Below are 26,899 nucleotides of genomic sequence, written 5' to 3' on the forward strand. Positions count from 1 at the left end.
CATCAATCCCCAATCCAGTTTGCTTTATCGACAATCCGCTTCAGCTTGTAGCCGAGAAACCGATACTTGCCCCAGTGTTGAAAAGCGCTTTGGGCGTACTTCGGGTCAAACCCTTGTTGGCGTAGATAGGCGCTGACTTCGGAGTCGACCGGCAGCGTCTCAAAATTTCTCATGAGCATCATGGTGTGTGCGGCGGCATAGGGGCCGATGCCCTTCAGAGAGATCAGGTAGTCGTAATCAATGCTGTCATCACGGGCGGAACCATCGGTTTGGATGGCTTGATCCTGCAGCAATTGATCGGTCACCGTATCGACGGTTCTGGCTCTGAAGCCCAGTTTGCACTCTTCGGCCAATCGCCTGGGACCAATCGTCTGGAGTTCGCCGGGCTCAGGGAACAGGCCGTCGCCCAGAGCGACCAGAGAGGCGACCATGGATTTGGTCTGTTTCCAGGTTGTATTGATGGTGCACACCGTTTTAATGAAATCCTCGAAAAAGGTGTCGCCGCGCAGGAATCGACCGCCACCGGAGCGGATGAAGCGGGCAATGTCTGGATCGTTCCTTTCGCAAAGGGCAAGATACTCCGAGGGATCCCAGTCGAGCTGCAGCCATCGGGCGACGCTTTCGGAAACCGCGTCGGTGCTTGATGATGATGTTTCGATAACAAGCTGATCTTCAGAGGGCTGGTGGACCCGGGCCCATTCCGCGTTCTCGCCAATCCTAACCGTTCGCTCAAGACGCTCACCGTCCCAGTGCCAGGGCGCAAGCTGACACCAGCCGTGGCTTTCCACCGTCATGCGCAGGTTGAATGGCTGTTGCAGGTCCAGGGCAAAGGTTTGTGTAGTCATGGCCGGTTGAGCTCCATCAGTACAGAACCCAGTCCTGCATCTTCAGTTGAAATTTACCAACCTGTCGCCCGGAAACGAAAAGGCTCACTGAAGCCAGGTACGAAAGATTCAGGGCTGCCTCATCGGTCAATGTTTTGCCGCGCCAGGTCGGTATGAACCCACTGAAGGGAAGACGGATGCGACTCCATTCTTCCGTATCCGGTGTGAATGCATGCTGGTAGACAATGCTTCGCCGGTTGGTGCTATTTCGAAGGCCGATCTTGTAGGTTTTTCCGTCGCCCTTTGCGAGCAATTCAATGCCTATCCACTGGGTGGCATCGACGGGTTCCGGCAAGTCTGCTTTGACAGAGGCAAAGCCGCCGCCGTTATCCAGTCGCACGGTGCCGTGAAAGAGGCCGACACCTTCCTCAGAGTGAACCAGCGCTCCGTCCGATTGTCCGCCCATTACCTGGTCACCCAGGGAGTTCCATTCCAATCGCTCGCCCTTGGTATCGAACGTAACCAGGGTAGGTCTGCCGCGGCGGTTACTCTGCGTGTCTTTCATTGGTTTTCCTTTACCCGCTTTTCAGAGATTCCGGGTAATAGTCTGAGTGAAAAGCCCCCGATACAGTAGGCGTCTGATAGCGTTACACTAATCTTAAAATCTACGCCCATAAACTGTGTTCAGAGTAACTGTGGTGAGCTGTTGAACGACTATCTCGACAAAATCCTCCGTGGCCAGCCCGTTAACTATGAAGCTTTCCTGAAAAAACTTCCGGATTCGTTTCGGCGCCGGCATAGGGAATTGTTTGCGGCGGAAAAGGTAAAAACCAACCGTTGGCTTGTCACGATTCTGGATGAGAACGCTTTCGCTGAGCTGCAAGATGTGACGCAAACGCCGGTAAGCCGGCTTGACGCCGCGAAAAAGGGCAACTCTCACCGCCATGGCACCGAGGTAAGTTTTCTTCTGGTTTACCATCATGGTTTGGCGTTCAGCCGGCCGGACGTAGTCGTTATTGGAACGGAATCCGTGGATATGGGTTTCCGCCGGGCCCGGTCGGTGCTGGTGGTGGAGAACGAGCGGAATTTCTACCAGTATTCGCAGATGCTCGATTTTGCCAGTGAAACACTGGGCAAGCGCTTGGTATTTTCGGAGTGCGACGTGCTGTTGGGTGGTGGCAACCGGGTTACCCGGGGCGCGATTCTTGACTGGTTCAACGGCTATGAAGAAGTATTCTGCGCATTCGATTATGATGCGGGTGGTTTGCAAATGTTCTCGACGATCGCGGCCTCTCTTGGTGACAAAGCCACCTTCGTTCAGCCCTACGACTGGCAACCATGGCTGGCCCGGTTCCGCAAACTACCGGACACCACTGAACGGTTCACGAGGGCGATATCTTTGGCGGAGGGGCATGGCTTTGTGGCCCTCGCAGAGGCCTTCCGGGCAACCGGCAAATTCATGGAACAGGAGATGATTCTGGATGAGTGACTCCCAGGGGAGCCCAGGCAATTTCAATTTTGGTATTCGCCGTCTGGTGTTGGTGGATTCCGCCGGCTTCTGTTACGTGGAAATCCCGGTGGATAACCATGGCCTCATTCTCGGCCCGGGGAATCTTGGCAAATCCAGCCTGTTGAATTCGCTCCGTCTGTTTCTGTTGCCGGAGAACAACTTCAAGAACAGCCGCAAGAAATTCGCCTTCCGAAATGCCAGCGCTGGCAGCTTTTACACCAACGAGGAAAGCTACCAGCATTACTTCCCCAGCCAGTTCAGCTTCCTGATCATGGAGGCCGAGAACCCGGCCGGGGTGCATTGCCAGATCCTTTATCGGGACAGCGCCAGCCAGCTCAGCTATGGCCGAGCTTTTGTACCGGTGGGCTACGATCAGCTGCGGCCGCTGTTCTGGGATGGGGATGATGAGGACGGCATCGGCCAGGCGGTGCCGGAGTTGTCGTTCAGCCGTTTGTCCGAGGCCTTGAAGAAGCTTTCCAAAGAAACCCGGCTGGTGAATGACCCGGCGAAATTGAAGCAGATGCTGTACAGCAGCGAACTGATGAACGCGGATGCGGTGCGCTATTCTGTGCTGCCCCTCGGTGAGTCTGATGAGCGTCGGGTGCAGTCTCTGCGCACGCTGATCCTGCTGCTGTTTGAAATGAAGGCAGACGATCAGGCCATGTCCAATGCGGTGGCCAGCATTATCGAGGCAGACAAGAAGTTCGCCGACGATGCCTTCGATTTCAACATCGATGAGTTTCTCAACCGGCACGATCAGTTGAAGCAACAGCAAATCCAGCTGAACCAGATTGAAAAAGAGCGTTCACGGTTCGAGAAGCTGCAAAGGGATCACCAGGCCTACCAGACCCTGCTTCGCAGTCAGCACGATTTTGCCGCTTTCCGGGATGGCGTCAGCAATGCCTTGCAGGATATTGGCACCAGGCGAAAAGTGGCGGTAGAGGGGTTCAATGAACAGAACGAGACGCTTCGCCATGTGCTCCAGGCTCTGAAAAAACTGGAGCAGGACGCCAGCGGCCTCAAGGGCGAGATCCGTTCCGCAGACCGTCGCATCAAGCAGGCGGAGCAGAACCAGAAAGACGGCGATCTATTGGTTTCCCAATACGGCGAGATGACTCTGCAGGAAATCGAGGAGATCCAGAAAGAGGAACTCGATAGCAAGAAAGGGCATCTGGCCGCCCTGAAAAGTGCCGCCCAGGCGGAGATCCGTCTGGAGCAGATCCAGAAAAAGAAGCAGGAGCTTGAGCGCAAGCTGGAATCCCTCAAGGATCGTGAAAGCAAGCAACATTGGCAGCTGCAGAACCAGTTGAATGAAGCCACCGCTGCTCCGCTGCGGGCCGTGGACCCCCGATTGGTGATGGCCAGCCCTGGCCATGATCTGGACGCCGAAAGCAAGGCGGCCATCGAAGCGTTTGCCCGACTATTTGTGCCCAATGACAAAGGCTTTGACTGGTTCGACGCCGAATACTCGGCCCAGCCAGCCCGGCAGACTGACTTCGCAGAGCAGCGCCGGCATTCGGAAGGAGAGCTTCATGGCCTGGAAAAGGAGCGGGCGGAGCTGGCAGACACTGCCAACCAGGAGCATGACCGGCCACGGTTGATCGAGCGCACGGAAAAAGAGATCCGTGCCATCGAGAAAGACCTGGAGACGCTGCAGCGTTACCCGGCCGCTGCGACCACTCTTCGGGACGCTACCGACGAAAAGCAGGCGGCGGAGGAGCAGCTGGCCAAACTGGAAGAGCAGGCCCGGCTGGAGCAGGAAAAGCAGGATGCGGTGCAACAGAAGGCCGCCAAAGCCAGGGCCGAAAAAGAGCGGATCGAGGAACGGGAACGGGAGCTGGCAGGTCTCAGCCGAAGCGTTGGTACGGTAGAGCATCGCTTCCCGCATCTGAAAGCCGTGGAAGCGGAACAGCCGTTGGACATAGAACAGGTGTCTGTTGCGGCGTTTGACGATCTGCAAACCCAGCTGGACGACCTGGAAGAGCGACGTCGCAGTATCCTCGACCACCTTCGCCAGTTCGTGTATCTCGGCATCCATGAAGACACCGAAGGCGAATTGCAGAAAGACAGCCCGGCGTCATCCGTTATCCGGGAAACGTTTAAAAGCCTCTCAGATCTGTTTGCCGGCATGGCAGAGCGCTGGAATGTGCTGGAACAGCAGGTGGGCATCCACAATGAAACCGTGGCCAGCTACCGGCAGGCCCTGAAATCCAACCACGAGCACATTGCCCGTTTCGAGGCGCAACTGAACCGTGAGCTGGAAGGCGTGCGCATCAACGATCTGGTGGAAATCCGCGTGGATATTCACACCGATCCGAAATTCCGCAATCTGGTGGAAGAAGCCAACAACATCGACCCTTATGGCAACCAGCTGCAGTCGGACGCGTTCTACGACCGTTTGCGGGTGTTCGTGGCGGACTTTTTCGGTGAGGGCGGCAGCAAGCGTCTGACCATGGACAAGGTGATCACCGGCATTTCCTACAGAACCCGGAAGGAAAACGCCACAAGCCTCGACAAGAAGGGCCAGTCCACCTCCACCACGGCCCTGATCAATCTGGAACTGGTGTACCGGCTGCTGAAGCGGGTGCTGTACCCGGGCGTTCAGTTGTCGTTTCCCATGGTGCTGGACGAGCTGGCCAGCGTGGACATCAGCCAGATGCCGTCGCTACTGGAGCGTCTCCGCAAGCAGGGCTTCAACCTTTTCTCTGCGGCCACCCATAGTGCCAGCGCTGAAGTGATTTACCTGATCGGCCGGCATCTGGAAGTAGGGCAGATGCGTACCGCGCGCCCCTATAGCCCGCAACGCACTTTGGTGTTCTGGGGCGGCGCTGAGGGTTTCACCAACGGCGAACCCGTAAGCCAATGGGCCGACCAGACCCAGAACAGCCTGCTGGAGCCGGTGGATGAGTAAACGCTTCAGCACCCTGGATACCACCCGGCTGCTGTTCGAGCACCCGAAGATTCTGTTCCGGATGATTGAACGGATGGATCGGAATGAAGCCCGGTATATCCGCGAGAGCGATCTGGTAGCCGAGGTGATGGACTACACCCGTACCCTTGGCAACGCTGACCGGGACAGGGTGCGTTTTGCGCTGAATACCGACAATCTGTTCCGCAGTGGCCTGGTGATCGACATCATCAAGGCCGAGGGTGAGCGTCGCCTGGTGTTCCAGGATGCCCTGATCAACCTGATGCGGGCCTGCAACGCGTCGTTGTACCAGGAACTGACAGATGCCCGCCTTCGCGGCCATCTGGTGACGTTGCGCGATGTGCGCAATCGGCTGGAAACCAGCAGTTTCAGCGACGCGGATCCGGACTATACCGAACTGCGGGACGACCTGAACGAGCGGGTCAGCCAGCTCATTGGGCTGCTGCGACAGAACGTCCTGCGCATGCAGACCATCAGCGCGCAGCTTGCGGACCTGTCCGGCGACGCCAGCCGGGCGCCCGAGAAATTCCTGGAGTTCCGCCAGAACCTGTTTGAGCAGATCGTTACCCTGTACGAGCGCCACATCAAGCCGACCCTGGTGTTCCTGAACCCGGATACACGGCTGCCGGATGGCAGCAACCTGTTCGAGACCCTGGAAGCCATGGTCCGGTTGCTGGAAAATCACGGTGACCACAGCCTGGCGGACCAGTTGTTCCGTTCGGCCATCAGCCTGAACGCCTTGTATAAACCTATTCAGGCGGTGGCCCAGGAGGTGGAGCACTTCCTGCGCAAGACGCGGCAGGGCATGGTCCAGTACAACGCCATGGAGCATTTCTACGGCAAACTTCAGGAACTCAAGAGCGAAACCGAGACCCTAAGCCTCAAGCGTAAGTGGCTGGAAGGTGGCGACTTTGCCCGCAGCACGGGCTTCCTGATCGGCCTTCGGGCCCAGCAACGCCCGAAACATTACGCCTTCGGCGAATCGTCCAGCTACTACCAGCTGTTGTTCAGCGAACTGGACCTGCGCCTGAACGACCTCCGCCGCAAGGCTGAAGTACCGGTTCTGCAGCAAGTGGATGGCAGTGGCAAGCACACCCGGATTGATGTCCAGCGCATCAACCAGCTCTATCAATGGCTGGAAACTCTGGAACTGCGGCCAACAACCGACCTTGTGCGGGAGCTGCATGGGCGTCTGGACGGTTTTATCCCCGGCTACCGTTTTCCGGATTTGCTGGCAGCGCTGAACCGGCTGGTCAACTCGCCGCCGGAGGGTCTGCAGGTGGTTACCACCAACCGCTTCCGAATCCTCGATCAGTCATCTGACAGCGAGCAGTTTGTCTACCGCAAGCGCCGTCTTGAAACCGATACCGCGACCAATCAAGAAGAGCAACACCATGCCTGAATTCTCTGACGCGATGGAAACCACGGAATCCGTGGACCATTCACAAGGTTCGTCCAGCTTCGAGCAGATCCTGCCGGCTCACAGTGCCGCGATTTACCGGGAATTCCAGGCCGGCCGGGTAATCGTGCGTGACGTCTGGGACAGCAACCGTTCCGAGCTGCGCGCCAATCCGCTCTACAATCTCCTGTACAACCATCTGTCCCACTTCCGGACGTTCTACGAGCACCTGGGTAGCGAGTTGGTGTTCAACGAGACTGGTGCGTTTTTCTTTCTCAAGGAAAGCAGTGACGACGAGAATGAAGAGCATGATGAGAACGCCTTCCGGGTGCAGGTGGTCCTGCTGCTGATCGGGCGTTATTTCGCGCGCAGCGGTCGGGACCTGGAATACCTTGGCCGGCCCGATGCCGGATTGAACGAACAGGATCTCGAAGCCCTGGGGGGCGATGAGGAATATCAGGAGATTCTCAGGGCGGCCCGGTTTGAAAAAGGGTTGCCGGAAGCCCTGGATTATCTGGACAAACGCAATTTGCTATTTCGCGCCGGAGCCGGGCGCTGCTTCTTGAGTTCCGCTGGTCTGTATTTTCTGCAGGAGCTGGTTCGGGAGTTTGAACAGGGGTAGTGATTTCCTGGTCAGAAGCTGGCCAGGAAATCTTCAACTTTATTCGCCGGCATGGGCTTGGCAAAGAGGAAACCCTGGGCGAAATCACAACCAAGGTCCGTTACCAATTGGGCCTGTTCATCCGTTTCAACACCCTCGACCAGCACGCTTAAACCCAGACTGTGGCCGACGGTAACCATTGCCTCCATAATGGCCATATCGGCGCTATTCTGCATCGCATGTTGGAGAAAACTCCTATCGATTTTTATTCCGCAAACCGGGAGCTTTCTGAGATAGACAAGAGAGGAGTGTCCGGTACCGAAGTCATCGATCGAAATGTGCACGCCGGCCTGTTTCAGCTTTTCCAACTGTTTTGTCTGGCTTTCATCGCTGCCGAAAACCTCGTTCTCAGTCAGCTCAACCCCAAGCTGGTGAGGCTGAAGGTTGTAACGTTCCACCGTTTCGAGAATATGGCTCGCCAGGTGCGGATTCGTGAGCTGTCGTCCCGAGAGGTTGATATCAACCCGCAGGTTTTTCAGAGGGGTTGCCTGCCATGCGTCGAGTTGTTTGCAGGCTGCTTCGATTACCCATTCACCAATCCGATTGATGAGACCGGACTTTTCCGCCACCGGAATGAAAACGGCTGGCGACACTGCCCGGGATTGACCGTGAAAACAACGGAGAAGAGCCTCGCAGGAGTCGCTTTTCCGATCAGCAAGGCTGATCTGGGGCTGGAAAAACAATTCCAGTCCATCGTTATTCAAGGCGTCCCTGAGCAGGTTGGTGATTTCCTGATAATGGACCAACCTGTCATTGATGTCTGGGGTATAGAAGCACACGCCGTTCTTGCCGGTTTCTTTGGCCTGATACATAGCCGCGTCTGCATTGCCCATAAGCTCAGCCACGGTGGTGCCATTATGCGGGAAAAGGCTCACACCGAAGCTGGCGGTAACCTGGTAACAGTCGCCTTCCAGCTGAACTCTGTGCTCCAGAGCGTCTATCAACCGACAAACAAGTTCATGTATCCCTTCAGGGCCTGCGAAATCGAAGATCAGCAAGACAAACTCGTCTCCGCCAAAACGACTCAACAGGTCTCCGCCTCGAAGTTCGGCCCTCAAGGTCTCGGCCACCGCTTTCAGGAGGCTGTCACCATGATGATGGCCAAGTGTATCGTTGATGATTTTGAAATTGTCGAGGTCGATAAAAACGACCGCCACTTCCTGATGCAGACGATCAGCTTCATCCAGTCGAGTCGACAACTCGGCTTCCATAAAATGCCGGTTGGGTAATCCGGTCAGGTCGTCAAAACTCGCTCGCCGATACAGCTCATCTCTGGCTCGTTTCTGCTCTTCCAGACTGATGTCGATACAGAACATCTCACAGGCGCCGCTGTCCTGTTTGATCATCACATGGCTGGAGTAAACGGGAACGAGGTGTCCTTCTTTGTGCTTCAGTTCAAGTTCGTCGGAGGGAATACTGATATTTTGCTCAAGCCAATTACGATGCGCTTCGATCACACCATTACGCATGTGATCGGGAATGATCAGGTCCTCCAATAACTTTCCAAGCGCTTCCTCGCGGGAATAGCCGTAAATGCGCGCGCTTGCTTCATTCCAATAAATGACCCGGCGGTGTCTGTCGTAACCCTGCACAGCCACCATAGGCAGACTCTCTATCAGCTCGTAAAACCTGTTTTCACTGTCTTCTGTAGCCGATCGAATTCCTTGTCTATTTTTCATTGCAGGTCAGCATCCTCTTGGTTAGCGATTAACGCACCGCAAAGCGATGATGCAATAGGATTGAGAATAGTTCGGGACCCCTGGGTTATCTAGTTGATTTGCCGATCGGTAATACAATGGCTTTTCTGCAGGGAGGCGGGCTCCGCTAAGCAGGCTCCTCGTCCAGATCTTGTTCCAGCCTGGCGATACAGCGATCGAACGCCCTGCTGATCCTGGTCTGGTCCTTGATCATCGCAAGCCTGGGCCATGTGGCCTGTTCACCGAGATTGATATACATCTCGAGATCTTCAGGGCTCGGGTTGGAGAGGACCTTTCGGTAGAGTGAGGCCCTGGGCGGGAAGTGGATGTTGATGTCCCCGAGGTATTGCTGGCTGGTCATGGCGTAGGCCTGTTCGATAAGGGGCCGTATGATGCCGGGGTGGGGGCTTTGCTTGGTCAGTTTAAGCGCTGTGGCGATCTGGCCATGGGCCAGGGAAACTGCCGCGCGTTTGGCCCAGGCCGTTACGCCGCTCTGGTCGTGATGGCTGATGAACGGCACCACGTGGGGGTTGGCCTGGCTTACAATGGTTTTGTTCACGTTGTGCAGGCGTGCCATTCGCATCAGTGGCAGGTCGCCATGCACACTGCCGTCAATCCAGCTTTCGGTGGGCATGTAGGGCACGCTGGTATCCCGATTACCATTCGATTCCCGGGCCTGAAGAACCACCGGCGGGAATATGCCCGGCACTGCGCACGAGGCCATCACTGCCGAATCCACCAGCACAGCCGGTGAGGACAGCCAGTTCAGCAGCCGTGGTTTCTGCTGGGTGCGGGTGGGGGAGACGGAGATATTCAGCGTTCGGCCACTGTGCTCATACGCTTCTTTGAAACTGACGCTGCCCAGATTATGCTGGAGATGCTCCTGAAGTTGGCGCGGATCCATGGCATGGCCGGCCCTCAAGCCTTCCGCGACCCCGAGCCAGCGGAAGGCGTTCAGGTGAATGCGTTCCGGATGGTTAAAGAACTCTGCCAGTTCCTTGTCGTCCCGTGTGCAGATGGCACCCGCCACGATGGCACCCATGCTGGAGCCGGCCATGACATCCGGCAGCAGATCCTGCCGCCAGAGCGCCCGGGTAACACCGATATGGTAAATACCGAAGGCCGCGCCACCGCTGAGCATAAGGGCTGGCCGACCATAGACCCGCTCGGCGTCCCGGAACATTTTCAATTTTCGGGCGGTTGTCACTTCCGGAATAGGGTGGTCGCAAATGAATTCCATGGACGTCTCGACGGCATCCAGGAATTCACCCACCAAGCGGTTGGTGCCGCTGCGAGCCACCGTGTATAGGTCGGGATTGGATAATTCGCCCAGGTGACGGTAGAGGCTTTCCTGAAGTATCCGTATTAATCGACGTGTGTCGCCATTTTGCCGGCAATGGTCCATGAGGCCCATGTGCTTGCGCATCAGGCTTTCATGCAGCATCCCGGTTTCTTCCTGCTCGCGCCAGTCCAGCAGGCCGTCCAGATCGTCGAGCGCGGTAGCGGCCTCGCACCACTGCTCGTAGTCTTGGGCCTGTTCCAGTTTATGCTGGAGCTGTTTGCGGGTCTTCGAGGCGTGTTTCATGCCTTTTACCTTAACTCATCCTGGCGGGCAAAAAGAAACCCCCGCCGGAGCAGGGGTCGCTTTCTGAAACAGGTTTCAGCCTGGTGGGTTGTCAGATCGCCACGGGATCCTGGATAACCGTATGGATAAACTGAATCACGCTGCGAGTATCCTCCGCCTGTTTGACGAAAGCCTCGATATTGCTGCCGGTGTAGCTATCGCTGCCAAGCACACGAATCCAGAGGTCATCTGTTTTGTCTGTGTAGGCGCAGCTGAGGTTGTCTGGCTGGCGTTCCACGTAACTTACGTTGACTCCCGAGTAGATCGATTCGGTTGAATGGTTGAAGTTGCTGTAGTCAACATAGCCGTTGACAAGACGCTTGGCTCCGCATTCTGAGGCATTGCCCTGGCATGCTTGGGTACCGTGCTTGAGAAACAGCAGGCCTTCATCGGCCAGTACCTGATCCGGCAACTCAATGGCGATTTGTTTGGTAACCCAGTTGCCTTCGTCCATGACTTCGATAGTGCCTTCCAGCTTGCCCCAGCGCATCAGCGCCCAGTACATCGCCAGGCCGGCCAGAGGGGAGTCGACAGTCTGATAGTGACTGAGATTACCGGTACCGTCGTCGACGCCGTAGGCTAGCCGACCAGAAAGGTCCAGCTTGAGGCCAACGGAGGCATTGATGGAGTTCATCACGTCGTTGAGGGTTCGATCCAGTACCCGTGGATTGCTGAGGGCAACCCGGGCCACGTTCAGGCGTCCCAGTTCCAACTCGATGACGTCATCCTCAAATCCGGCCACTATGATGCATTCTCCGGTTTCGTCCAGTTCCATGGGAACAAAGCCCCCGTTCACCGAGATCGGCTGTGGGCAATTGTTTTCGTCAAGGACGGGTACGCCATTTTCATCCCGCTCCAGCTGCCAGAGATCGCCGAATACCTCGCCTTTGTAGGTGAATTCAACGCCCTCGTTCAGTCCAAGCACTGTGTTCAGGAAAACCAGGCCATCTACGGTCAGTGGCACGCCCTTGTTGGATGCGCCGCCGAGGAATGCCGCCGCAGCATGCATCAGGTCAAAGCTGTTGGGAGGGAGGGTTTCCAGCGGGGTTTCAGGCATGTCCTGAATGACATCATGGGTAAAGACGATGGTCCGTCTGGCATCGTCGGCATGCGTTGTGAAGCCGGCAATGTTTTCACCGTAGTAGTCTTCCATGTCGAATATACGGCTCCACGCATTGGCAACTCGATCTTCGTACAGGCAGCTCGAGCCTGAATCGATGTACTGAACATAGGAAACAAACTGGGTGACGTAATCGGTCATCCGGTTATGCGTCATGTTCGAAAGATCTGCGTACCCTTCGTGCAGGCTCACACCAGCCGTACGGCCGGGGGTTCCGTCGCGCAGATAGGAAAGGTCGCCCAGTTCGAGGTCATCGCGGATTTCCTTCCATTCCGGCGGAACCACCTGGCCGCCTTCGCGGCCCTCGGGGCCATAACCCGCGATGCGTCCTTCCTTGAGGAGTGCGTGATAGAGCGCAAGATTTTCCCGGGGTGAGTCTATGGTCTTCTCAACCAGTTCTCCATCAACTTCCGTGATCATTACCAGTCTCCCGGCGGGGTCGGTTTTGATCGCAGTTGAGGCGTTGATGTTGTCGATCGCCTCGGCCAGTGCCCTGGCAAAAACCTTTGGATTCTGGGTAACGGTCCTGATCATGTTCAGGCGCCCGATTTCCAGCTCAATGGTATAGGCTTCATAGCCTTCTACTACCGTACAGGCAAAGTCCAGCTCGGAGTCATCGAACTCTTCAACGACCATCGGTACGGTGTCGTGTTCAGTGCCATCGGGCCAGGTTACGGTTTCGGATGCGATCGGTTGGACGCAGCCATTGCCGTCCAATACCGGCACACCGTATTCGTCACGTACCACCATCCAGAGATCGCCGTACAGGTTTTTCGGATCTGTCGGAACGTCGTTGAGTCCCAGTGCGGAGTTTACAAATACGACGGAATCAATCGTTAAAGGTACTTCTTTACCAGTTGCCGCGCCCAGGAAAGAGGCCGCACTGTCGAGTACTTTTTCAGAAATTTCCGGTTCCTCCGTCGAGGGGGTTGTACCTGGACTGGTGCTTGAACTTGAATTTGAGCTTGATCCATTGAGATCGCACCCACTCATGAAGGCCATTGAGGCCACTAGTGCTGGTGTTACCAGGTTCTTTAATTGTTTTTTAGGAAACATAAACAAACTCCTGAAAGCATGCGCCGGAGACGGCAACGGAAAATCCGGACAGAACGTGATCGCCGGATAACAGCCTGGTGGAGCGCCCATGTCGCTGCGGCTACCTCAGACGATCTGGTTCTGTACATATAAGCGTAGTATATGTCTGGTGCTGGATTGTCTGACATTGATCAACTTTTCGTCACATTTCCGAGAAAGCAGCAGTAGTTTCATGCCCCCCGGTTATTTGCTATGTTTGCTAATGCTGATTGGCGATTATTACCAATCAGACATGTCTGCGGGAGAGACTGAATCCCCTGCGATCAGCGCCGAAGGAGCAACTGCCCCGGAAACTCTCAGGCAAAAGGACCGCTGACATGAATACTTTCCGAAGAGTTGTCGACAATCGCGTCAGTCGGCACACCGAAGGAGCAAGCGGCCGGTTTCGCTGAAACGGCCCGTGAATCTCTCAGGTCCCGTGACGGAAGGGGTGCTTTCTGCCATTTCGAGCAGAGAGGAAACCCTGGGCGCTCACGGAGTTTGGAATGAAGCGAATCGCAGTAATTGGCGGTGGTATCACCGGTATTACCACGGCCTATACTCTCGCCAAGCGCGGGCTAGATGTTACGGTTTACGAAAAGCACCGCTATGCGGCGATGGAAACGTCGTTTGCCAATGGTGGACAGCTCTCCGCCTCTAACGCCGAAGTCTGGAACAACTGGCAGACTGTTGTGAAAGGCATCAAGTGGATGTCCCGCCGGGACGCGCCACTGTTGGTCAACCCGAAGCCTTCCTGGCACAAGCTGAGCTGGTTTGCCGAGTTCATGGCCGCCATTCCCCAGTACGAGAAAAACACCACGGAAACCGCGCGTTTGGCCATTGCTGCCCGCGATCACCTGTTTGCCTGGGCGCAGGAAGAGGGCATCGATTTCGATTTGAAGAAGCAGGGCATCCTGCACATCTACCGGGACAAAGCCGGGTTTGACCACGCTGAAAAGGTATCGCGCCTGCTGGCCGCTGGCGGCCTTGAACGCCGTTCGGTGACTCCGGAAGAAATGAAGGCCATCGAACCGACGCTGGCAGGCAACTATTACGGCGGCTTTTTCACCGAGAGCGATTCCACTGGTGATATTCACAAGTTCACTAACGGCCTGGCCGATGCCATTCAGAGGCTTGGTGTTAAAACCTGCTACGGCCAAACGGTTACTGAACTGAGCGCAGACGAGCGCAATGCCTGGGTCACCGCGCACGATGGCGAAGAACAAACCCGCGATACCTTTGATGGCGTGGTGATTTGTGCGGGTGTTGGCAGTCGCGGGTTGGCTAAAAAGCTGGGTGACCGGGTGAATATCTACCCGGTGAAGGGCTACTCCATTACCGTGGAGCTGGACGACGAGGCCTCACAGAAAGCCGCTCCAACGGTCAGCCTGCTGGATGATGCCACCAAGATCGTAACCAGTCGCCTTGGCGATGGCCGTTTCCGGGTTGCCGGTACCGCCGAGTTCAGCGGCTACAACCGCGATATCAAGGATGACCGGATTCGCCCGCTAACCCGTTGGGTTGAGCAGTGCTTCCCCGGTGTCTGCACTCGCAAGGTCGTTCCTTGGGCAGGATTGCGCCCGATGCTTCCGAACATGATGCCAAGGGTTGGGCCCGGTCGCCTGCCGACCGTATTCTACAACACCGGTCACGGTCACTTGGGCTGGACGCTTTCTGCGATTACCGCTGAGTTGGTCGCGGAGAGTGTTACCGGGGATAGCCGGTAATCTCCCGGATTTTCCGGTACAGGGGTTGCAGCTGGGGGTACATCTTCAGATAAACCTCGGAATACAGCCGTTGGTAAAGAGCCCGGGTTTCATCGTTGGGATGAAAGACGTCGCCAACCCGGGTCATCTTCGCCACGGCTGTGTCGAAATCCGGATGCAGCCCTAGCCCTACAGCCGCATCGATGGCGGCGCCTAGCCCGGAGGTCTCATAGGTGTGAGGCCTCTCGGCCGGTAATCCGAACACATCCGCGGTTAGCTGCATGGCGGCATCACTCTGGGAGCCGCCGCCCGCTACTCGCAATTTCCTGATCTTCACGCCGCTTCGCTTTTCGATTTTTTCCTTTCCTTCCCGGAGCGCGTAGGCAAGACCCTCCAGAATCGCACGATAAATATGGGAACGGGTGTGAACGTCTCCGAACCCGATGATCGAACCCTTGGCTTCCGGCCCCGGTTGGCGTACGCCGGGTGACCAGTAGGGCTGCAGCATCAGGCCCATTGATCCGGGTGGCACCGCCTGAACCAGTTCATCGAACAGCGCTTCCGGCTCGATACCTCGTTCCTCGGCAAGTTTCTGTTCCCTTAGCCCGAACTCCCGCTTGAACCAGCTCACCATCCAGAAACCCCGGTAGATCATCACCTCCGTCGAGTAGTGACCGGGTAATGCAGACGGATAGGGCGGCATCAGCCGGATCGGCTCTACGTAACGCTGGCTGGTGGTGTTGATGGTGGCGGTGGTGCCATAGCTCATGCAGCCGACCTCTGGCGTCAGCCCGCCGGAGCCGAGAATCTCGCAGGCCTTGTCCGATGCAGCGGCGATAACTGGCAGGCGTTTCTCCAGGCCGAGGTGCACGCGGGCTTCCTCGGTCAGATGGCCCAAATTTTCGCCGGGTGCCACAAGCTCAGGAAGCATGGATGGCTCAATCGGCATGGTTTGCCATTTAAAATCCCGCCGGCCGGCCCAGCGGTGTTTCTTGTAATCGAAGGGCAGGTATCCTACCTGGCTTCCGGTTGAGTCCCGGAACTCCCCGGTGAGTCGGTAGTTGAGATAGCCGGACAGCAACAGGAAATACCGGGTTTTGGCCCAGATCTCGGGTTCATTCTGGGCGATCCAGTTGGCCTGGGTTTTTTCCCGGAACCGGTTGATGGTGTCTTCCAGACGGGCAACTTTGAACAGCCATCCCCAGGGCCCTTTGACGGGGCCTTCGACCCTTGCATGGCGCTGGTCGAGCCAGATGATTGCCGGGCGTAGAGGCTGTCCATCTTCATCCAGGTTGATGACGGTGCCGCGCTGGGTGGTCACGGTAACGCCGGCAACCTGATCCGGTGTCGCGTCTGTGGAGCTCCAGAGCAATTGGCAGGCTTCCCCGAGCTGCTCCCAGAAATAGTCCGGGTGCTGCTCGGCCCAGCCTGGTTCTCTCGAGAAGTAGGGCTCGATTTCCTGCTTGCCTTTGCCGACCAGGTTGCCCCGGGTATCGAACAGCAAGGCTCTCACGCTCTGGGTGCCGTTATCGATGGCCAGGATTAAAGGCTCAACCGGCATCGGAGGCCTCCCCGGGTGGCAGTGAATAGGCGCCATGGTACATAGCCAGGTAACGGGCCTGTTCCTCCTCCCACCGTTGATCAGCCCAGCCAAGCAGGGGCTGGCAGTGGTTGCGAATCTCCGGGAGAAGGGCTTGGCCGGCATTCGGCAGCACCAGGCCCAATCGTGTTCGGCGCAGAAGCAAATCGTCCAGATGCTGCACATCTTCTCTCTGGCACGCCCAGCAGAGCTCCGCCCAGAGCAGGTCGGAAGCCTGATTCGGAGTGACAGGCTCCAGTGGGCCCGAAGCAAGCAGTTGATCAAGCTCGGGCCCATAGAACCCCTGCAGTCGCTGCCAGCACTGGTGGCTAATGGCGGCTGGCCTTGAGGGGTGTTCTGTGCCCTGAAACACCGGTTTGGATGCGGGCCGCAGAACCTTGCTGGCGTCATCGCCAAGCCCCCGGGTGAGGGCCTCGCGGGCGATGACCCGGAATGTGGTGAGCTTGCCGCCGGCAATGCTGACCAGCCCCCGATCCACCCGAAGTGCGTGTTCCCGGTTTTCCCTGGACGGCGCCTTACCCGTGCCATCGGTTACCACCGGCCTCACGCCGGCCCAGGTTGAAAGGATGTCGCTTCGGGTAATGGGGCTGCCCGGAAACAAGCGTGAGGCGATCTCAAGCAGGTAGGCTGTCTCGGGTTCAGAAATCACCGGCTCCTGATCCAGGTTGCCCTCATGGTCGATGTCGGTGGTGCCGAGAACGGTGGTGCCCAGCCATGGGAAGGCAAACACCGGGCGGCCATCTTCCGGATGAAACAGGGAAACCGAACAGGACACCGGCAGGCTGGACCAGGGCAGCACGAGATGGCTGCCACGCAGGGGCCGGATGTGCATGGCGCCTTCAGAGGTCTCGCTGGACTGCAGCCTATCTGCCCAGGCACCGGTGGCATTGATGACCAGGGGCGCGAAGATCTCAATGGGCGTATCGTTTTCCTCTGCCTGAATCAGCAAGCCGGATACATCGCCGTTGCTGCGCTTTATTTCATCGGCTCGAGTGTAATTCAGGCACATGGCTCCGTCCCGCCGGGCTTCGGCAATCAGGCGCAGGACCAGGCGCGAGTCGTCGGTGACTGCATCGGTAAAACCGCTGGCGCCGGCGAGTTTTTCGCCCGTCAGGCCCGGCACCCAGAGCATGGATTCGGCCGGGGTCAGAAAGTGGCGGCTCCGGTTGCGGGCAATAAAGTCGTAAACCCGAAGCAGTGTTTGGAACAGGCGCGGTCCGGGGAACTGGCCTTTGAAGTGCGGCATGATGAAGCGCAGGGGCTCAAGTAACCCCGGCGCTTCCGCCATTAACCGTTCCCGCTCGCGCACGGCGTCCCGGGTAAGACTGTAATGCCCGCTGCCCAGGTACCGGAGGCCACCATGCACCATCTTCGAGGACCGGCTGGAGGTACCCCAGGAAAAGTCCTTCTGTTCTACCAGAAGCGTGCGCAGCCCGCTGCCTGCTGCTTCCCGGGCCACGCCGGCGCCGGTAATTCCGCCGCCGACCACCACCACATCAAATTCGTTGGTCCCTGAACGCAGCGCATTGAGGATTTCAGTCCGGGTCATCGTGGGTCTCCCATTTGGCGTTGCGCTCATTTAGCACTCATTTCGCTCTCATTTAACGAGGGTTTCCGGGTTCAGGATCGCGTCCGGGTCAAAGGTGCTGCACAGGGAGCGTATAGCCAACATGCCCAGTTCGCCTTTTTCCACCGGCAGATAAGGGGCGTGATCCTTACCGACACCGTGTTGATGGCTGATGGTGCCGCGGTTGTTCACGATCAGTTCGGAGGTGCTGGTTTTGAGCGTTTGCCAGCGCGCGAGTGTTTCCTCGTAGCTGTCGCCCACCCGGAACACGTAGGTGGTGTAAATGCTGCAGCCCTGGCTGTAGAAGTGGGAGAGGTGGGTGAACACATGGGTGTTCTCGTGCTGGTCTTTCAGCCCGTCACGCAGGTTGGTCTCGATCAGACCCAGCAGATTGTCGACGTTGTCCCAGTCAGTGGCCGTTTCCAGAGTGTCGACCGCATAGCCCATCTGCCAGAGGGCCTCTCTCAGATAGGGCATGGTAAAACGCTTGGCTGCCCATTTGTCGCCGAGCCGCGTGCCGGTATAGACGCCGTTTTGGGCCTTGCAGATGCTTCGAGTTTCTTTCAGGGCGTTCCTCGTCTGTCGCCGGGTGCCGGTAACGCCAAAGGTCATCATGCATTTGCCATCGCTCGCGCCGCGAAGAGACAGGAAGCGCTCAAGCATACCGATCAGCCGGGGATGGCCGGCCAGAGCCAGCTGGGTCTCGGTCTCTACCGCATTGCTGAGCCTGAGCATGGATAATTGGGTTCGGTTCTGCACCAGCAGCCGGCTGGCAGTGCGGGCACTCTCCCAATCCGGGAAAAAGACCACATGAAAACTCTCGTGGTCGGGCAGCGGAGTAATCCGCACCTTCACCTCGGTAATCAGCCCGATACGGCCTTCCGAGCCCAGAATCATCTCCCGGATATCCGGACCTGCGCTAGAGGCCGGTATGGTGGGCAGGTTAAGGGTGCCTTGCAGGGTTTCGACCCGGCCACCGGCAAAGAGTTGTTCAATACGGCCATAGCGCAGGGATTGCTGGCCACTGGATCGGGAGGCCACCCAGCCGCCGACGGTGGAAAGCTCGAAAGACTGGGGAAAATGCCCGAGTGTGTAGCCATGGGCCCGGAGTTGGGACTCTACCAGTGGCCCGGGCGTTCCCGCACCAAACGTCGCGATCTGGCTGTCCGTGTCCAGGTCCATCAGGCGATTCATCCGGCTCATGTCCACGGTCAGTACTGGCTGGCCTTTATCCACCGGATTTATGTGCCCGGCCACACTGGTGCCACCACCGTAGGGAATCAGGTGAATGTGCTGCTCCGCGGCCCAGGAGAGCAGGGTTTGAACTTCTTCGCTGGTGGTGGGGTAGGCAACGCCATCCGGAAACACACCAAACTCGCCGCTGCGCATGGCCAGCCAGTCCGCAAGACTCTGGCCACGGGCATGCCGCACTCGTGCTTCCGGGCCTGTATCAATCAGTGATTCAAACTCTGCCGGCCGGATAAGGCGGGTTTCCGGCACTTTTGCGCAAACAGATTCCAGGGTCGCGTCCGCCAGAGACCGGCCACTGCCGATGCGTGATGCCAGAAAGTCCTGGCCCTGTTCCGGCATTGCCAGATTGAATCCCTCGTCGCCCCAGCCGTTCCAGCGTCGCATGTGTCTTATTCTCCAGATTAAAAACGAATGTGGCGCATTCTATAGGCTCTGCGTCGTTCGCCGCTGTCGCTTGGCGCCATGGTTCCTGTCATTTGCCGCCAGTGGCTGGCTTTGGCAACCCGCTCAGGGTCGGAGCGATTCCGTCAGCCGGCTGTTGAGGTCCTGCCACCGTGAGAGTTTGCCCGCTTCGCCGATCCGGGTGCGCGCTCCACCGGACTGGTTCAGCCAGAGGCCTTCACCGTTGAAGCTGTAAACGGGTTCAAGATCAGTGCGTTGAGATGCAGGTTTAATGTCATTTATCAGGTTGTCCAGAATCAACGGATCGGCGTCTGGCTCCGGGTACCACGCCAGCACCATGTGGGCCTGGTTCAGTTCCAGCGCTTTGACATACACGATCCGGAGCTGGTCATCGGGCACGCCCATGGACTTGAGGGTCAGGTATTTGGCAATGGAGAAATCCTCACAGTCGCCGCCGTTGGTGGTCAGCAGTTCTACCGGAGTTGACCAGTAGTCTTCCTCGCCCCAGTGGCGGATATCGCTGACAAACGTGACTCTATTGAAGAAGGAGTTCACCAGGCGGAGCTGCCGGTCGATGGGGGCATTCGCGGCCAGAGCATGCAGGCGCTGCCAGTTTTCCAGGCGCTGGTGGGCCTCGGTTCCGAATTCTTCCTGAACATAGTTCATCAGACGCGAGCCCAGCTCAAAGGCACTCACAACAGAGACCACGAGCAATAACGCAGGCAGAAGTGTGGAACGGCGGCGTATCTGAATGGCGGCCGTTTCCATAGCGCGCCTCAGTTATTGTTCCGTAGGCGTTCCCTGAGCTGCTCAAGGCGCCGGCGGATTTCCTCCCGGCGCTGCTCATCGCTATTGGCGGAAGCGGGCGCTCTCGAGGGCGAGGGGGATGCAGCCTGCTGGACGGCAGGCGCGGGCTCTTCCTGTTGGTCGGCCGTGAAGGACATGCCGCTGCGGTCTTCGGATTCCGGGAAGTAGAGGTTCTCGAGTTTGCCGGAGCGCTCAATGATCACCCGGTTGGGGTGTACCGAGCGCAGTGTGGCATTACCGGGCAGTTCGTCACCGACGAGGTAGGCTTCGGTTTTACTCTTGTCATCTTCGATCAGCGCGCTGCCGGGGAAATCGCCATCGGCGGCCAGTACGCCCCGAAGGAACAGTCGAAGGTTGGTTTCCGGCAGATTCTCGGTATCTATTTCTGCTGGCCCGCTTTCGCCGGTTGCGGCTCCGAACAGGTCCAGGGAGGACAGGTTCACGCTGGGTGGCTCGCGACCGGCCGCCGGGTCGGAGACCAGTGGCTGCACGTTAGTGTGCTGTCCCTGCTGGCCTTCCATTTGCCAGAAACGGTACCCCTGCCAGGCTGTCAGGGCGACCATGGCGGCCCCTGCCACGAGCGCGAGAATCAGGGGAAACCGTTCATTGTTTAGGAGCATTGATCATCCTGAATGCAAATTTGTGGGCCGGGAAAAAGCTCACAGGTTATCAGACTGCAACGTTTTATTGGGAGTATAGTGTATAGAGTTATTCAGCGGGTCCATATCCTGTGGTAGCCTTTCTGAATTAGTTGAATCGAAAAGGGTTTCACGAACGAGGACGACCTTGAACACAGATACTGAACTTCAGCCGCAGGATGCTCCGCTGGGCCGTCTTCCGTTTACTTTTGCCAAGCGCAACGGAGTAATCCTGACCCGTTCGGATGCCGGAGAGCCGGTTATTCTGGTTCGTCCCGGAGCGTCCCATTCTGCACTGGCGGAAGCGAACCGTATCAGTGGCGGTCGTGCCCGTTTTGCCACCATTGACCCGGACCGGTTCGATCAGGCCCTGAATTCCGCCTATCAGAACGATTCTGCAGAAGCGATGCAGATGGTGGAAGGCATCGGTGATGACATGGACCTGGCCTCCCTGGCTGACTCGGTTCCGGAAACCGAAGATCTGCTGGAGCAGGAAGACGATGCCCCGATCATTCGTCTGATCAATGCCATTCTCACTGAAGCGGTGAAAACCAGCGCCTCGGACGTTCACATTGAAACCTATGAAAAGCGCCTTGTTGTTCGCTTCCGGGTGGATGGCGTGTTGCGGGAAGTTGTGGAGCCCAAGCGCGCACTGGCTCCGCTTCTGGTGTCCCGGATCAAGGTTATGGCGAAGCTGGATATTGCCGAGAAGCGAGTGCCCCAGGATGGCCGGATTGCGCTGAGGGTAGCCGGTCGGGAGGTGGATATTCGTGTGTCGACCATGCCGTCTTCCAGCGGTGAACGCGTGGTTCTGCGTTTGCTCGACAAACAGGCAGGTGCCATACGTCTGGAATCCCTGGGCATGGCGGGGCGAGACCTGAAGGTACTGCGCAAGCTGATTTACCGGCCCTACGGTATTCTGCTGGTCACCGGCCCGACCGGTTCCGGTAAGTCCACCACACTCTATGCCTCGCTGCAGGAAATTAACGATCGCAGCCGCAACATCCTGACCGTTGAAGATCCCATCGAGTATAACCTGCCCGGCATCGGCCAGACCCAGGTCAACACCAAGGTGGACATGACCTTTGCCCGGGGCCTGCGAGCCATTCTGCGTCAGGATCCGGATGTGGTCATGATCGGTGAGATCCGGGATCTGGAGACCGCAGAAATTGCCGTACAGGCGAGTTTGACGGGCCACCTGGTTCTTTCCACGTTGCACACCAACACCGCCGTTGGCGCGATTACCCGGCTTATGGATATGGGCATTGAGCCCTTCCTGATTTCATCAAGCCTGGTGGGCATTGTTGCCCAGCGGCTGGTTCGGGTTCTGTGCAAGGAATGCCGGGAGTCCTACACGCCCACAGAAGAACACTGCGAATTTTTGCAGCAGGATCCCGCCAATCCGCCCACCATTTACCGGGCAACCGGCTGTAGCCATTGCAACCAGCTAGGTTACCGTGGGCGAATTGGTATCTATGAGGTGGTGGAGATCTCCGAGGAACTCAGTTCTCTGATTCACAAACGCGCCGGCGAACTGGATCTGGAAAAGGTGGCTCGCCAGCATGGCCCGAGTATTCACGCAGACGGCGTGCAGAAAATCCTGGATGGTGTGACCACGGTGGAAGAAGTACTCCGCGTTACGCACCGGGGTCAGTAAACCATGCCAGCATACGAATACAAGGCGCTCGATTCCCGGGGCAAGCAAAAACAAGGTGTCGTGGAGGCCGATGCGCCGAGAGCCGTTCGTCAGCAACTCCGGGAGCGTGGCCTGACACCACTTGCCGTTGAGCCGGCCGCCGAGAAACAGGCCAGAAGCAATCCTCTGAGCAGCCGGGGTTCCCTGGCGGCTGCCGACCTGGCACTGGTTACCCGCCAGTTGGCAACGCTGATTCAGTCAGGCATTCCCATTGAACAAGCGCTCTCTGCAGCCGCCCAGCAATCGCCGAAACCCAGAATACGCAGCATGCTTATCGCCATACGCGCGAAAGTCATGGAAGGCTACACCCTGGCGGACAGCCTGGGTGAGTTCCCCCGGGCATTCCCGAGGCTGTACCGGTCTACCGTTGCTGCTGGTGAGCACGCCGGTCATCTCGATCTGGTTCTGAACCGGCTGGCGGATTACACCGAAAACCGCCAGGAGGCTCGTCAGAAAATTCAGCTGGCGGCGATCTACCCCATCATTCTCAGTATTGTTGCCATTGCCATCGTGGTCTTCCTGCTTACTTACGTGGTGCCGGATATCATCGATGTGTTTCTGAAGCAGGGGCAGGAGCTGCCAACGCTGACCATGGCCATGCTTGCGGTGTCGGAATTTCTGGCGGATTACGGTGTCTATCTATTTATACTGCTGGTCGCTGCATTGATGGTGTTCCGCTTTTTCCTGACCAAGCCGGGGTTTAGACTGCGGTTTCACAAACGTCTGTTACATCTACCCTTGTTTTCAGGGATGGTTCGTGGCGTCAACACTGCCCGATATGCCAGCACCCTCAGCATATTGACGACCAGTGGCGTGCCGCTGGTAGAGGCAATGCGCATTGCCGGTGAAGTGCTATCCAACGATTTTCTGCGGCAGGAATTGCGGGATGCGGCCAGAAAAGTCAGTGAGGGCGGCTCGCTCCATCGCTCCCTTGATCAGACCGGGTATTTCCCGCCGATGATGCTGCACATGATCGCCAGCGGGGAGGCCAGTGGTGAGCTGGACAGCATGCTGGAGCGGACCGCGCGCATGCAGGAAAACACCCTTCAATCAAAGATCGCTGCGATTGTGGGACTGTTCGAGCCGATGATGCTACTGGTGATGGGCGTGGTGGTGCTGATCATCGTGCTGGCCATCATGTTGCCGATACTGAATATGAGTAATCTCGTGGGATGAAACCCGCGCCGGATTGTCAGTAGACGAATCCGGACCGAAAGCAATCCATGCCAATAACGAGTGAGACAATGACGATCAAGAACCTCAATTCACAAAACCGTAACCGCGGCTTTACCCTGATTGAAATCATGGTGGTGATGGTGATCCTCGGCCTGCTGGTGGCCATCGTGGCTCCAAACATCATGGGTCGGAGTGACCAGGCAAAGGTCACCGTGGCGGAAACCCAGTTGAGCAACATTGCCAATGCGCTGGACCTTTATCGCCTGGATAACAGCCATTATCCCTCGACCCAGCAGGGTCTCGAGGCGCTGGTCTCAAGGCCAAGTGGCAGTCCGGAGCCCAAGAACTGGAATTCGGACGGTTACCTGAAGAGCGTGCCGGAAGACCCCTGGGGTTCTGAATACCAGTACGTAAGCCCGGGTACCGAAGGCCCCTACGATCTGTATTCCTACGGCTCCGATGGCCAGGAAGGCGGCGACGGCGACGCTGCCGATATCAGCGTCTGGAATACCGAGGGCTAAAATACCGTGCAGGTCAGATCCCGACAGACCGGTTTCACCCTGATTGAAATACTGGTGGTCCTGGTGGTTGTGGGTCTGCTGGCTTCTCTTGCCGTGTTCACCATGGGAGGAAGCTCCCAGCAGCGCGAACTGGAAAATGAGGTCCGGGAGCTGTATCTGCTTATGCAGACAGCCTCGGAGCAGGCGGTTCTCAATAACCTGGAGCTGGGCCTGAAGCTGGAGGAAGACGGCTACCAGTTCGTGGCTTATCAGGATCAGACCGGCGACTGGAAGGCCTCGGGTGAGCGTATGTTCCGGGCTCGGAGCCTGCCGGAGTGGCTGACGGTAACCGAGTTCATCGAAAGCGACGCGCCCAGGCTGGCGTCATCCGAAGATACCCTGTTGCCGGACGTCGTTTTTTTCTCCAGTGGCGAGACAACGCCGTTCGAGCTTGAATTCACCATCGGAAACGGGTCAGACACGATGCACGTACTGGCCTCTGATGGGGTGTCGCCCATGGAGTGGCGCAAACCGGGCGATGAGGTGAGCAGCGGGTGAGGGCACAAAAAGGGTTTACCCTGATCGAAGTACTCATCGCTCTGCTTGTGTTCGGCCTGATTGCAACGGCTGCGGCCGAAGTTGGGAGCCAGTACATTTCCAGTTACGAACGGGTTCGTGACAAAACCCTGGCGAGCTGGTTGGCGGATAACCGGATCAATGAAATCCGTCTGCAAGAAAACATTCCGGGCATCTCCGAGAACTCCAAGGATACTGACTTCGGGCCGTATCGCTGGCGAGTGACCACCGCGATTCTGGCAACCGCCGAGGCCAAGATGCGCCGGGTGGAGGTTACGGTTGCCCGTTATCGCGAGGAAGGCGCAGCGCCGGATCCGATTCATACCCTGTCGGCGTTCGTGGGGGCACAATGACGTTCGTGTCGGTGCATAGCTGCCAACCGCAGCAACGTGGTTTCACCCTGCTGGAGGTATTGATCGCGGTCACCATTACCGCCGTCATCGGGCTTGGCGTTTGGCAGGTTATCAACGGGGTGGTCAATTCCCGTGATCGGGTGAACGAACTGGCCGAACAGTTCGACGGTTTGCAGCGGTCCATGCTCCTTTTGGAGCGGGATATCATGCAGGTGGTTAACCGTCCAGCCAGGGACATTTACGGGGATTTCCAGCCAGCGCTCTCCAGCCGTGAGGACGACTTTTCCCTGTTGCTGACCCGGCAGGGCTGGCGGAACCCCCTGGGCATTCGCCGCAGTGGCTTGCAGCGTGTCGGCTGGGAATATACTGGCAGTGAGCTGCGGCGCCGTTACTGGCCCATGGTGGATCAGGGCCAGGAAGATGACAGCCGCGACGTGCTGCTGCTGGAAGGCGTAAAGCGCCTGGAAGTGCGGTTTCTGGATGCCAACCGGAGCTGGCAGCCCGAATGGCCAACCGATGAGGTGATGGCTGGATTGACCCCGGGTAGCCGCCCGGATATTCCATTGCCGCTGGGCATGGAAGTGACTCTGGAGCATGAACGTTTTGGAACGCTGGTAAGGACCTTTGCCCTGCCGGATTTTGATCCGGCCGTTGCCCAGGGTGCCGTGAACCAGGCCAACCAGGCTGCCAGTGAAGCGGAAGAAGAAAGCACTGAAGAAGAGGGCACCGGAGAACAACCCGGAGAGAATACCGGCGCAACGGGGCAGGGAGGCTAGGCAGTGATGGGCCAGATCCCGAGGTTACCGAACCGTCAGCGCGGGGTCGCTTTGATCATGGTGCTGCTGGCCATGGCTCTGGTGGTCATGCTTGCTTCGGGGATGACCCAGCAGCAGAGCTTGCGAGTGTTCAAGGCGGGGCATTATCTGGCTCAACAGCAGGGCCAGAGTATTGCACTTGGCGCCGAGGCGTTTGCCCGCCAGATCCTGCGCAGGGATTATGATGAGGACAAGGAAGAGAACCTCATGGTCGATAGCCTTGACGAGTTCTGGGCTGCCAATGCGGCCGTTCTGCCACTGGATGATAATGGCGTGGCAGAGGTTCAGATTGACGACCTAGGAGGTCGGCTTAATCTGAACGACCTGGTTGGCGCCAATGGCCAGGTGGACCCCATCGTCAGGAATCGTTTCGTTCAGTTGTTTGCTGCACTGGGGATTACGGCCGTTTCTGTAGACTCGCTAGTGGACTGGATCGACCCCAACGACCAGACGGTTACCGCCTATGGCGCCGAGGATGGCCAGTATCTGATGGCTGAGCAGGGTTATCGGGCTGCCAACCAGCCGTTCACTACGGTGACCGAATTGCGCCTGCTCGAGGGCATGACCGAAGAGATTTATCGGGCTTTGCAGCCACACGTGGCGGCGCTTCCTGTAAATGGTGCGGGGATTAATGTGAACACCGCTACTGCCATGGTGATCCGCTCTCTCCATGAAGAGCTGACGGACGCCCAGGCTGCGTCTATTCTTGAGAAGCGGGAAGAGGAACGGTTCGAGAATCTTCAGGACTTTCTGGCGTTACCGGAGTTCGCCGGGCTCGGGCTCAAGTCGGTTGGACTGGGGTTGCAGACACGGTTTTTTGAAGTTGCCTCGCGGATTACCTACGATAACCGTGTCGTGAATATGGTCAGTACCGTGTTCCGGACTCCGGAAGGCGAACTCCAGACGGTTAACAGGGATATCGGGCAGAAAAACCGAATCACCAAAGAGCCTTTCACCATTTCAGAAGGATAATC

Annotated in this window: 22 protein-coding genes and 1 riboswitch; of the genes, 12 read left to right on the forward strand and 10 right to left on the reverse strand. The window is 57.6% G+C overall.

Annotated elements, in window-relative coordinates:
• Positions 1-2: 2 nt before the first annotated feature.
• Positions 3-845 (reverse strand): hypothetical protein, encoded by an 843-nt coding sequence (locus tag ACWJ62_RS15290; protein WP_449286953.1) that lies wholly within the window; start codon positions 843-845, stop codon positions 3-5.
• Between the two features lie 16 nt (positions 846-861).
• On the reverse strand, positions 862-1,389 hold the full coding sequence (locus ACWJ62_RS15295; protein ID WP_449286954.1) for a CIA30 family protein: 528 nt from the start codon (positions 1,387-1,389) through the stop codon (positions 862-864).
• Between the two features lie 141 nt (positions 1,390-1,530).
• On the opposite strand from ACWJ62_RS15295, the gene ACWJ62_RS15300 reads away from it, so the two are divergent.
• The 4 genes from ACWJ62_RS15300 to ACWJ62_RS15315 are packed head-to-tail and all read left to right on the forward strand — an operon-like array spanning position 1,531 to position 7,284.
• Positions 1,531-2,313, forward strand: a complete 783-nt coding sequence (locus ACWJ62_RS15300) for a hypothetical protein (RefSeq protein ID WP_449286955.1) — start codon at positions 1,531-1,533, stop codon at positions 2,311-2,313.
• Positions 2,306-5,245 (forward strand): hypothetical protein, encoded by a 2,940-nt coding sequence (locus ACWJ62_RS15305; RefSeq protein ID WP_449286956.1) that lies wholly within the window; start codon positions 2,306-2,308, stop codon positions 5,243-5,245. Before ACWJ62_RS15300 ends, ACWJ62_RS15305 begins: the two co-directional genes overlap by 8 nt.
• Complete coding sequence (locus tag ACWJ62_RS15310) at positions 5,238-6,665, forward strand: hypothetical protein (protein ID WP_449286957.1); 1,428 nt, start codon at positions 5,238-5,240, stop codon at positions 6,663-6,665. The genes ACWJ62_RS15305 and ACWJ62_RS15310 overlap by 8 nt, the downstream gene beginning before the upstream one ends.
• Positions 6,658-7,284: a condensin complex protein MksE gene (locus tag ACWJ62_RS15315; protein WP_449286958.1), complete on the forward strand. Its 627-nt coding sequence runs from the start codon at positions 6,658-6,660 to the stop codon at positions 7,282-7,284. Before ACWJ62_RS15310 ends, ACWJ62_RS15315 begins: the two co-directional genes overlap by 8 nt.
• 11 nt (positions 7,285-7,295) lie before the next feature.
• Here the strand turns inward: ACWJ62_RS15315 and ACWJ62_RS15320 are convergent, their stop codons facing one another.
• The 3 genes from ACWJ62_RS15320 to ACWJ62_RS15330 all read right to left on the reverse strand — a co-directional run bounded on the left by ACWJ62_RS15320 (position 7,296) and on the right by ACWJ62_RS15330 (position 12,514).
• Complete coding sequence (locus ACWJ62_RS15320) at positions 7,296-9,002, reverse strand: putative bifunctional diguanylate cyclase/phosphodiesterase (protein WP_449286959.1); 1,707 nt, start codon at positions 9,000-9,002, stop codon at positions 7,296-7,298.
• Positions 9,003-9,147: 145 nt separating this feature from the next.
• A complete protein-coding gene (locus ACWJ62_RS15325) occupies positions 9,148-10,605 on the reverse strand; it encodes a DUF3336 domain-containing protein (RefSeq protein ID WP_449286960.1) in 1,458 nt (485 codons plus the stop codon).
• A 91-nt stretch (positions 10,606-10,696) separates the two neighbouring features.
• Complete coding sequence (locus tag ACWJ62_RS15330; protein ID WP_449286961.1) at positions 10,697-12,514, reverse strand: hypothetical protein; 1,818 nt, start codon at positions 12,512-12,514, stop codon at positions 10,697-10,699.
• A gap of 574 nt (positions 12,515-13,088) precedes the next feature.
• A riboswitch (glycine riboswitch) is annotated at positions 13,089-13,181 on the forward strand.
• 163 nt (positions 13,182-13,344) lie between these two features.
• Between ACWJ62_RS15330 and ACWJ62_RS15335 the strand changes: the two genes are divergently transcribed.
• Positions 13,345-14,565 (forward strand): D-amino acid dehydrogenase, encoded by a 1,221-nt coding sequence (locus tag ACWJ62_RS15335; RefSeq protein WP_449286962.1) that lies wholly within the window; start codon positions 13,345-13,347, stop codon positions 14,563-14,565.
• Here the strand turns inward: ACWJ62_RS15335 and ACWJ62_RS15340 are convergent.
• The 5 genes from ACWJ62_RS15340 to ACWJ62_RS15360 all read right to left on the reverse strand — a co-directional run bounded on the left by ACWJ62_RS15340 (position 14,546) and on the right by ACWJ62_RS15360 (position 20,791).
• Entirely contained in the window at positions 14,546-16,105 is a 1,560-nt protein-coding gene (locus ACWJ62_RS15340) for an FGGY-family carbohydrate kinase (protein WP_449286963.1), read from the reverse strand. The genes ACWJ62_RS15335 and ACWJ62_RS15340 overlap by 20 nt on opposite strands.
• On the reverse strand, positions 16,095-17,693 hold the full coding sequence (locus tag ACWJ62_RS15345; RefSeq protein WP_449286964.1) for a glycerol-3-phosphate dehydrogenase/oxidase: 1,599 nt from the start codon (positions 17,691-17,693) through the stop codon (positions 16,095-16,097). The genes ACWJ62_RS15340 and ACWJ62_RS15345 overlap by 11 nt, the downstream gene beginning before the upstream one ends.
• Before the next feature lie 48 nt (positions 17,694-17,741).
• The gene (locus ACWJ62_RS15350; RefSeq protein WP_449286965.1) at positions 17,742-19,346 is read right to left on the reverse strand and encodes an FAD-binding oxidoreductase; all 1,605 of its coding nucleotides are present in this window, start codon (positions 19,344-19,346) and stop codon (positions 17,742-17,744) included.
• Positions 19,347-19,469: 123 nt separating this feature from the next.
• Complete coding sequence (locus ACWJ62_RS15355) at positions 19,470-20,132, reverse strand: transglutaminase-like cysteine peptidase (RefSeq protein WP_449286966.1); 663 nt, start codon at positions 20,130-20,132, stop codon at positions 19,470-19,472.
• Positions 20,133-20,140: 8 nt separating this feature from the next.
• A complete protein-coding gene (locus ACWJ62_RS15360) occupies positions 20,141-20,791 on the reverse strand; it encodes a type II secretion system protein N (protein ID WP_449286967.1) in 651 nt (216 codons plus the stop codon).
• 166 nt (positions 20,792-20,957) lie between these two features.
• On the opposite strand from ACWJ62_RS15360, the gene gspE reads away from it, so the two are divergent.
• The 7 genes from gspE to gspK all read left to right on the forward strand — a co-directional run bounded on the left by gspE (position 20,958) and on the right by gspK (position 26,897).
• Positions 20,958-22,466, forward strand: coding sequence for a type II secretion system ATPase GspE (gene gspE, locus ACWJ62_RS15365; protein ID WP_449286968.1), 1,509 nt, complete (start codon positions 20,958-20,960; stop codon positions 22,464-22,466).
• 3 nt (positions 22,467-22,469) lie between these two features.
• Positions 22,470-23,681, forward strand: a complete 1,212-nt coding sequence (gene gspF / locus ACWJ62_RS15370) for a type II secretion system inner membrane protein GspF (RefSeq protein ID WP_092032685.1) — start codon at positions 22,470-22,472, stop codon at positions 23,679-23,681.
• Between the two features lie 68 nt (positions 23,682-23,749).
• On the forward strand, positions 23,750-24,202 hold the full coding sequence (gspG, locus tag ACWJ62_RS15375; protein ID WP_449286969.1) for a type II secretion system major pseudopilin GspG: 453 nt from the start codon (positions 23,750-23,752) through the stop codon (positions 24,200-24,202).
• 6 nt (positions 24,203-24,208) lie between these two features.
• Entirely contained in the window at positions 24,209-24,739 is a 531-nt protein-coding gene (gene gspH, locus ACWJ62_RS15380) for a type II secretion system minor pseudopilin GspH (RefSeq protein ID WP_449286970.1), read from the forward strand.
• Complete coding sequence (gspI, locus tag ACWJ62_RS15385) at positions 24,736-25,110, forward strand: type II secretion system minor pseudopilin GspI (protein WP_449286971.1); 375 nt, start codon at positions 24,736-24,738, stop codon at positions 25,108-25,110. Before gspH ends, gspI begins: the two co-directional genes overlap by 4 nt.
• Positions 25,107-25,886 carry a type II secretion system minor pseudopilin GspJ gene (gene gspJ, locus ACWJ62_RS15390; protein ID WP_449286972.1) on the forward strand — a complete coding sequence of 260 codons (780 nt, stop codon included), beginning with the start codon at positions 25,107-25,109 and terminating at the stop codon, positions 25,884-25,886. The genes gspI and gspJ overlap by 4 nt, the downstream gene beginning before the upstream one ends.
• 6 nt (positions 25,887-25,892) lie before the next feature.
• Entirely contained in the window at positions 25,893-26,897 is a 1,005-nt protein-coding gene (gspK, locus tag ACWJ62_RS15395) for a type II secretion system minor pseudopilin GspK (protein WP_449287100.1), read from the forward strand.
• Positions 26,898-26,899: the final 2 nt, after the last annotated feature.

Source organism: Marinobacter sp. PE14, assembly GCF_053566155.1.

Coding starts and splice junctions, on each gene's coding strand:
- ACWJ62_RS15310 (WP_449286957.1), top strand. CDS start 5,238: ATGAGTAAACGCTTCAGCACCCTGGATACCACCCGGCTGCTGTTCGAG.
- ACWJ62_RS15350 (WP_449286965.1), bottom strand. CDS start 19,346: ATGCGACGCTGGAACGGCTGGGGCGACGAGGGATTCAATCTGGCAATG.
- ACWJ62_RS15335 (WP_449286962.1), top strand. CDS start 13,345: ATGAAGCGAATCGCAGTAATTGGCGGTGGTATCACCGGTATTACCACG.
- ACWJ62_RS15330 (WP_449286961.1), bottom strand. CDS start 12,514: ATGGTGGTACGTGACGAATACGGTGTGCCGGTATTGGACGGCAATGGC.
- gspK (WP_449287100.1), top strand. CDS start 25,893: ATGGGCCAGATCCCGAGGTTACCGAACCGTCAGCGCGGGGTCGCTTTG.
- ACWJ62_RS15355 (WP_449286966.1), bottom strand. CDS start 20,132: ATGGAAACGGCCGCCATTCAGATACGCCGCCGTTCCACACTTCTGCCT.
- gspJ (WP_449286972.1), top strand. CDS start 25,107: ATGACGTTCGTGTCGGTGCATAGCTGCCAACCGCAGCAACGTGGTTTC.
- ACWJ62_RS15305 (WP_449286956.1), top strand. CDS start 2,306: ATGAGTGACTCCCAGGGGAGCCCAGGCAATTTCAATTTTGGTATTCGC.
- gspG (WP_449286969.1), top strand. CDS start 23,750: ATGACGATCAAGAACCTCAATTCACAAAACCGTAACCGCGGCTTTACC.
- ACWJ62_RS15320 (WP_449286959.1), bottom strand. CDS start 9,002: ATGAAAAATAGACAAGGAATTCGATCGGCTACAGAAGACAGTGAAAAC.
- ACWJ62_RS15340 (WP_449286963.1), bottom strand. CDS start 16,105: ATGCCGGTTGAGCCTTTAATCCTGGCCATCGATAACGGCACCCAGAGC.
- ACWJ62_RS15315 (WP_449286958.1), top strand. CDS start 6,658: ATGCCTGAATTCTCTGACGCGATGGAAACCACGGAATCCGTGGACCAT.
- ACWJ62_RS15325 (WP_449286960.1), bottom strand. CDS start 10,605: ATGAAACACGCCTCGAAGACCCGCAAACAGCTCCAGCATAAACTGGAA.
- ACWJ62_RS15295 (WP_449286954.1), bottom strand. CDS start 1,389: ATGAAAGACACGCAGAGTAACCGCCGCGGCAGACCTACCCTGGTTACG.
- ACWJ62_RS15290 (WP_449286953.1), bottom strand. CDS start 845: ATGACTACACAAACCTTTGCCCTGGACCTGCAACAGCCATTCAACCTG.
- gspF (WP_092032685.1), top strand. CDS start 22,470: ATGCCAGCATACGAATACAAGGCGCTCGATTCCCGGGGCAAGCAAAAA.
- ACWJ62_RS15360 (WP_449286967.1), bottom strand. CDS start 20,791: ATGCTCCTAAACAATGAACGGTTTCCCCTGATTCTCGCGCTCGTGGCA.
- ACWJ62_RS15345 (WP_449286964.1), bottom strand. CDS start 17,693: ATGACCCGGACTGAAATCCTCAATGCGCTGCGTTCAGGGACCAACGAA.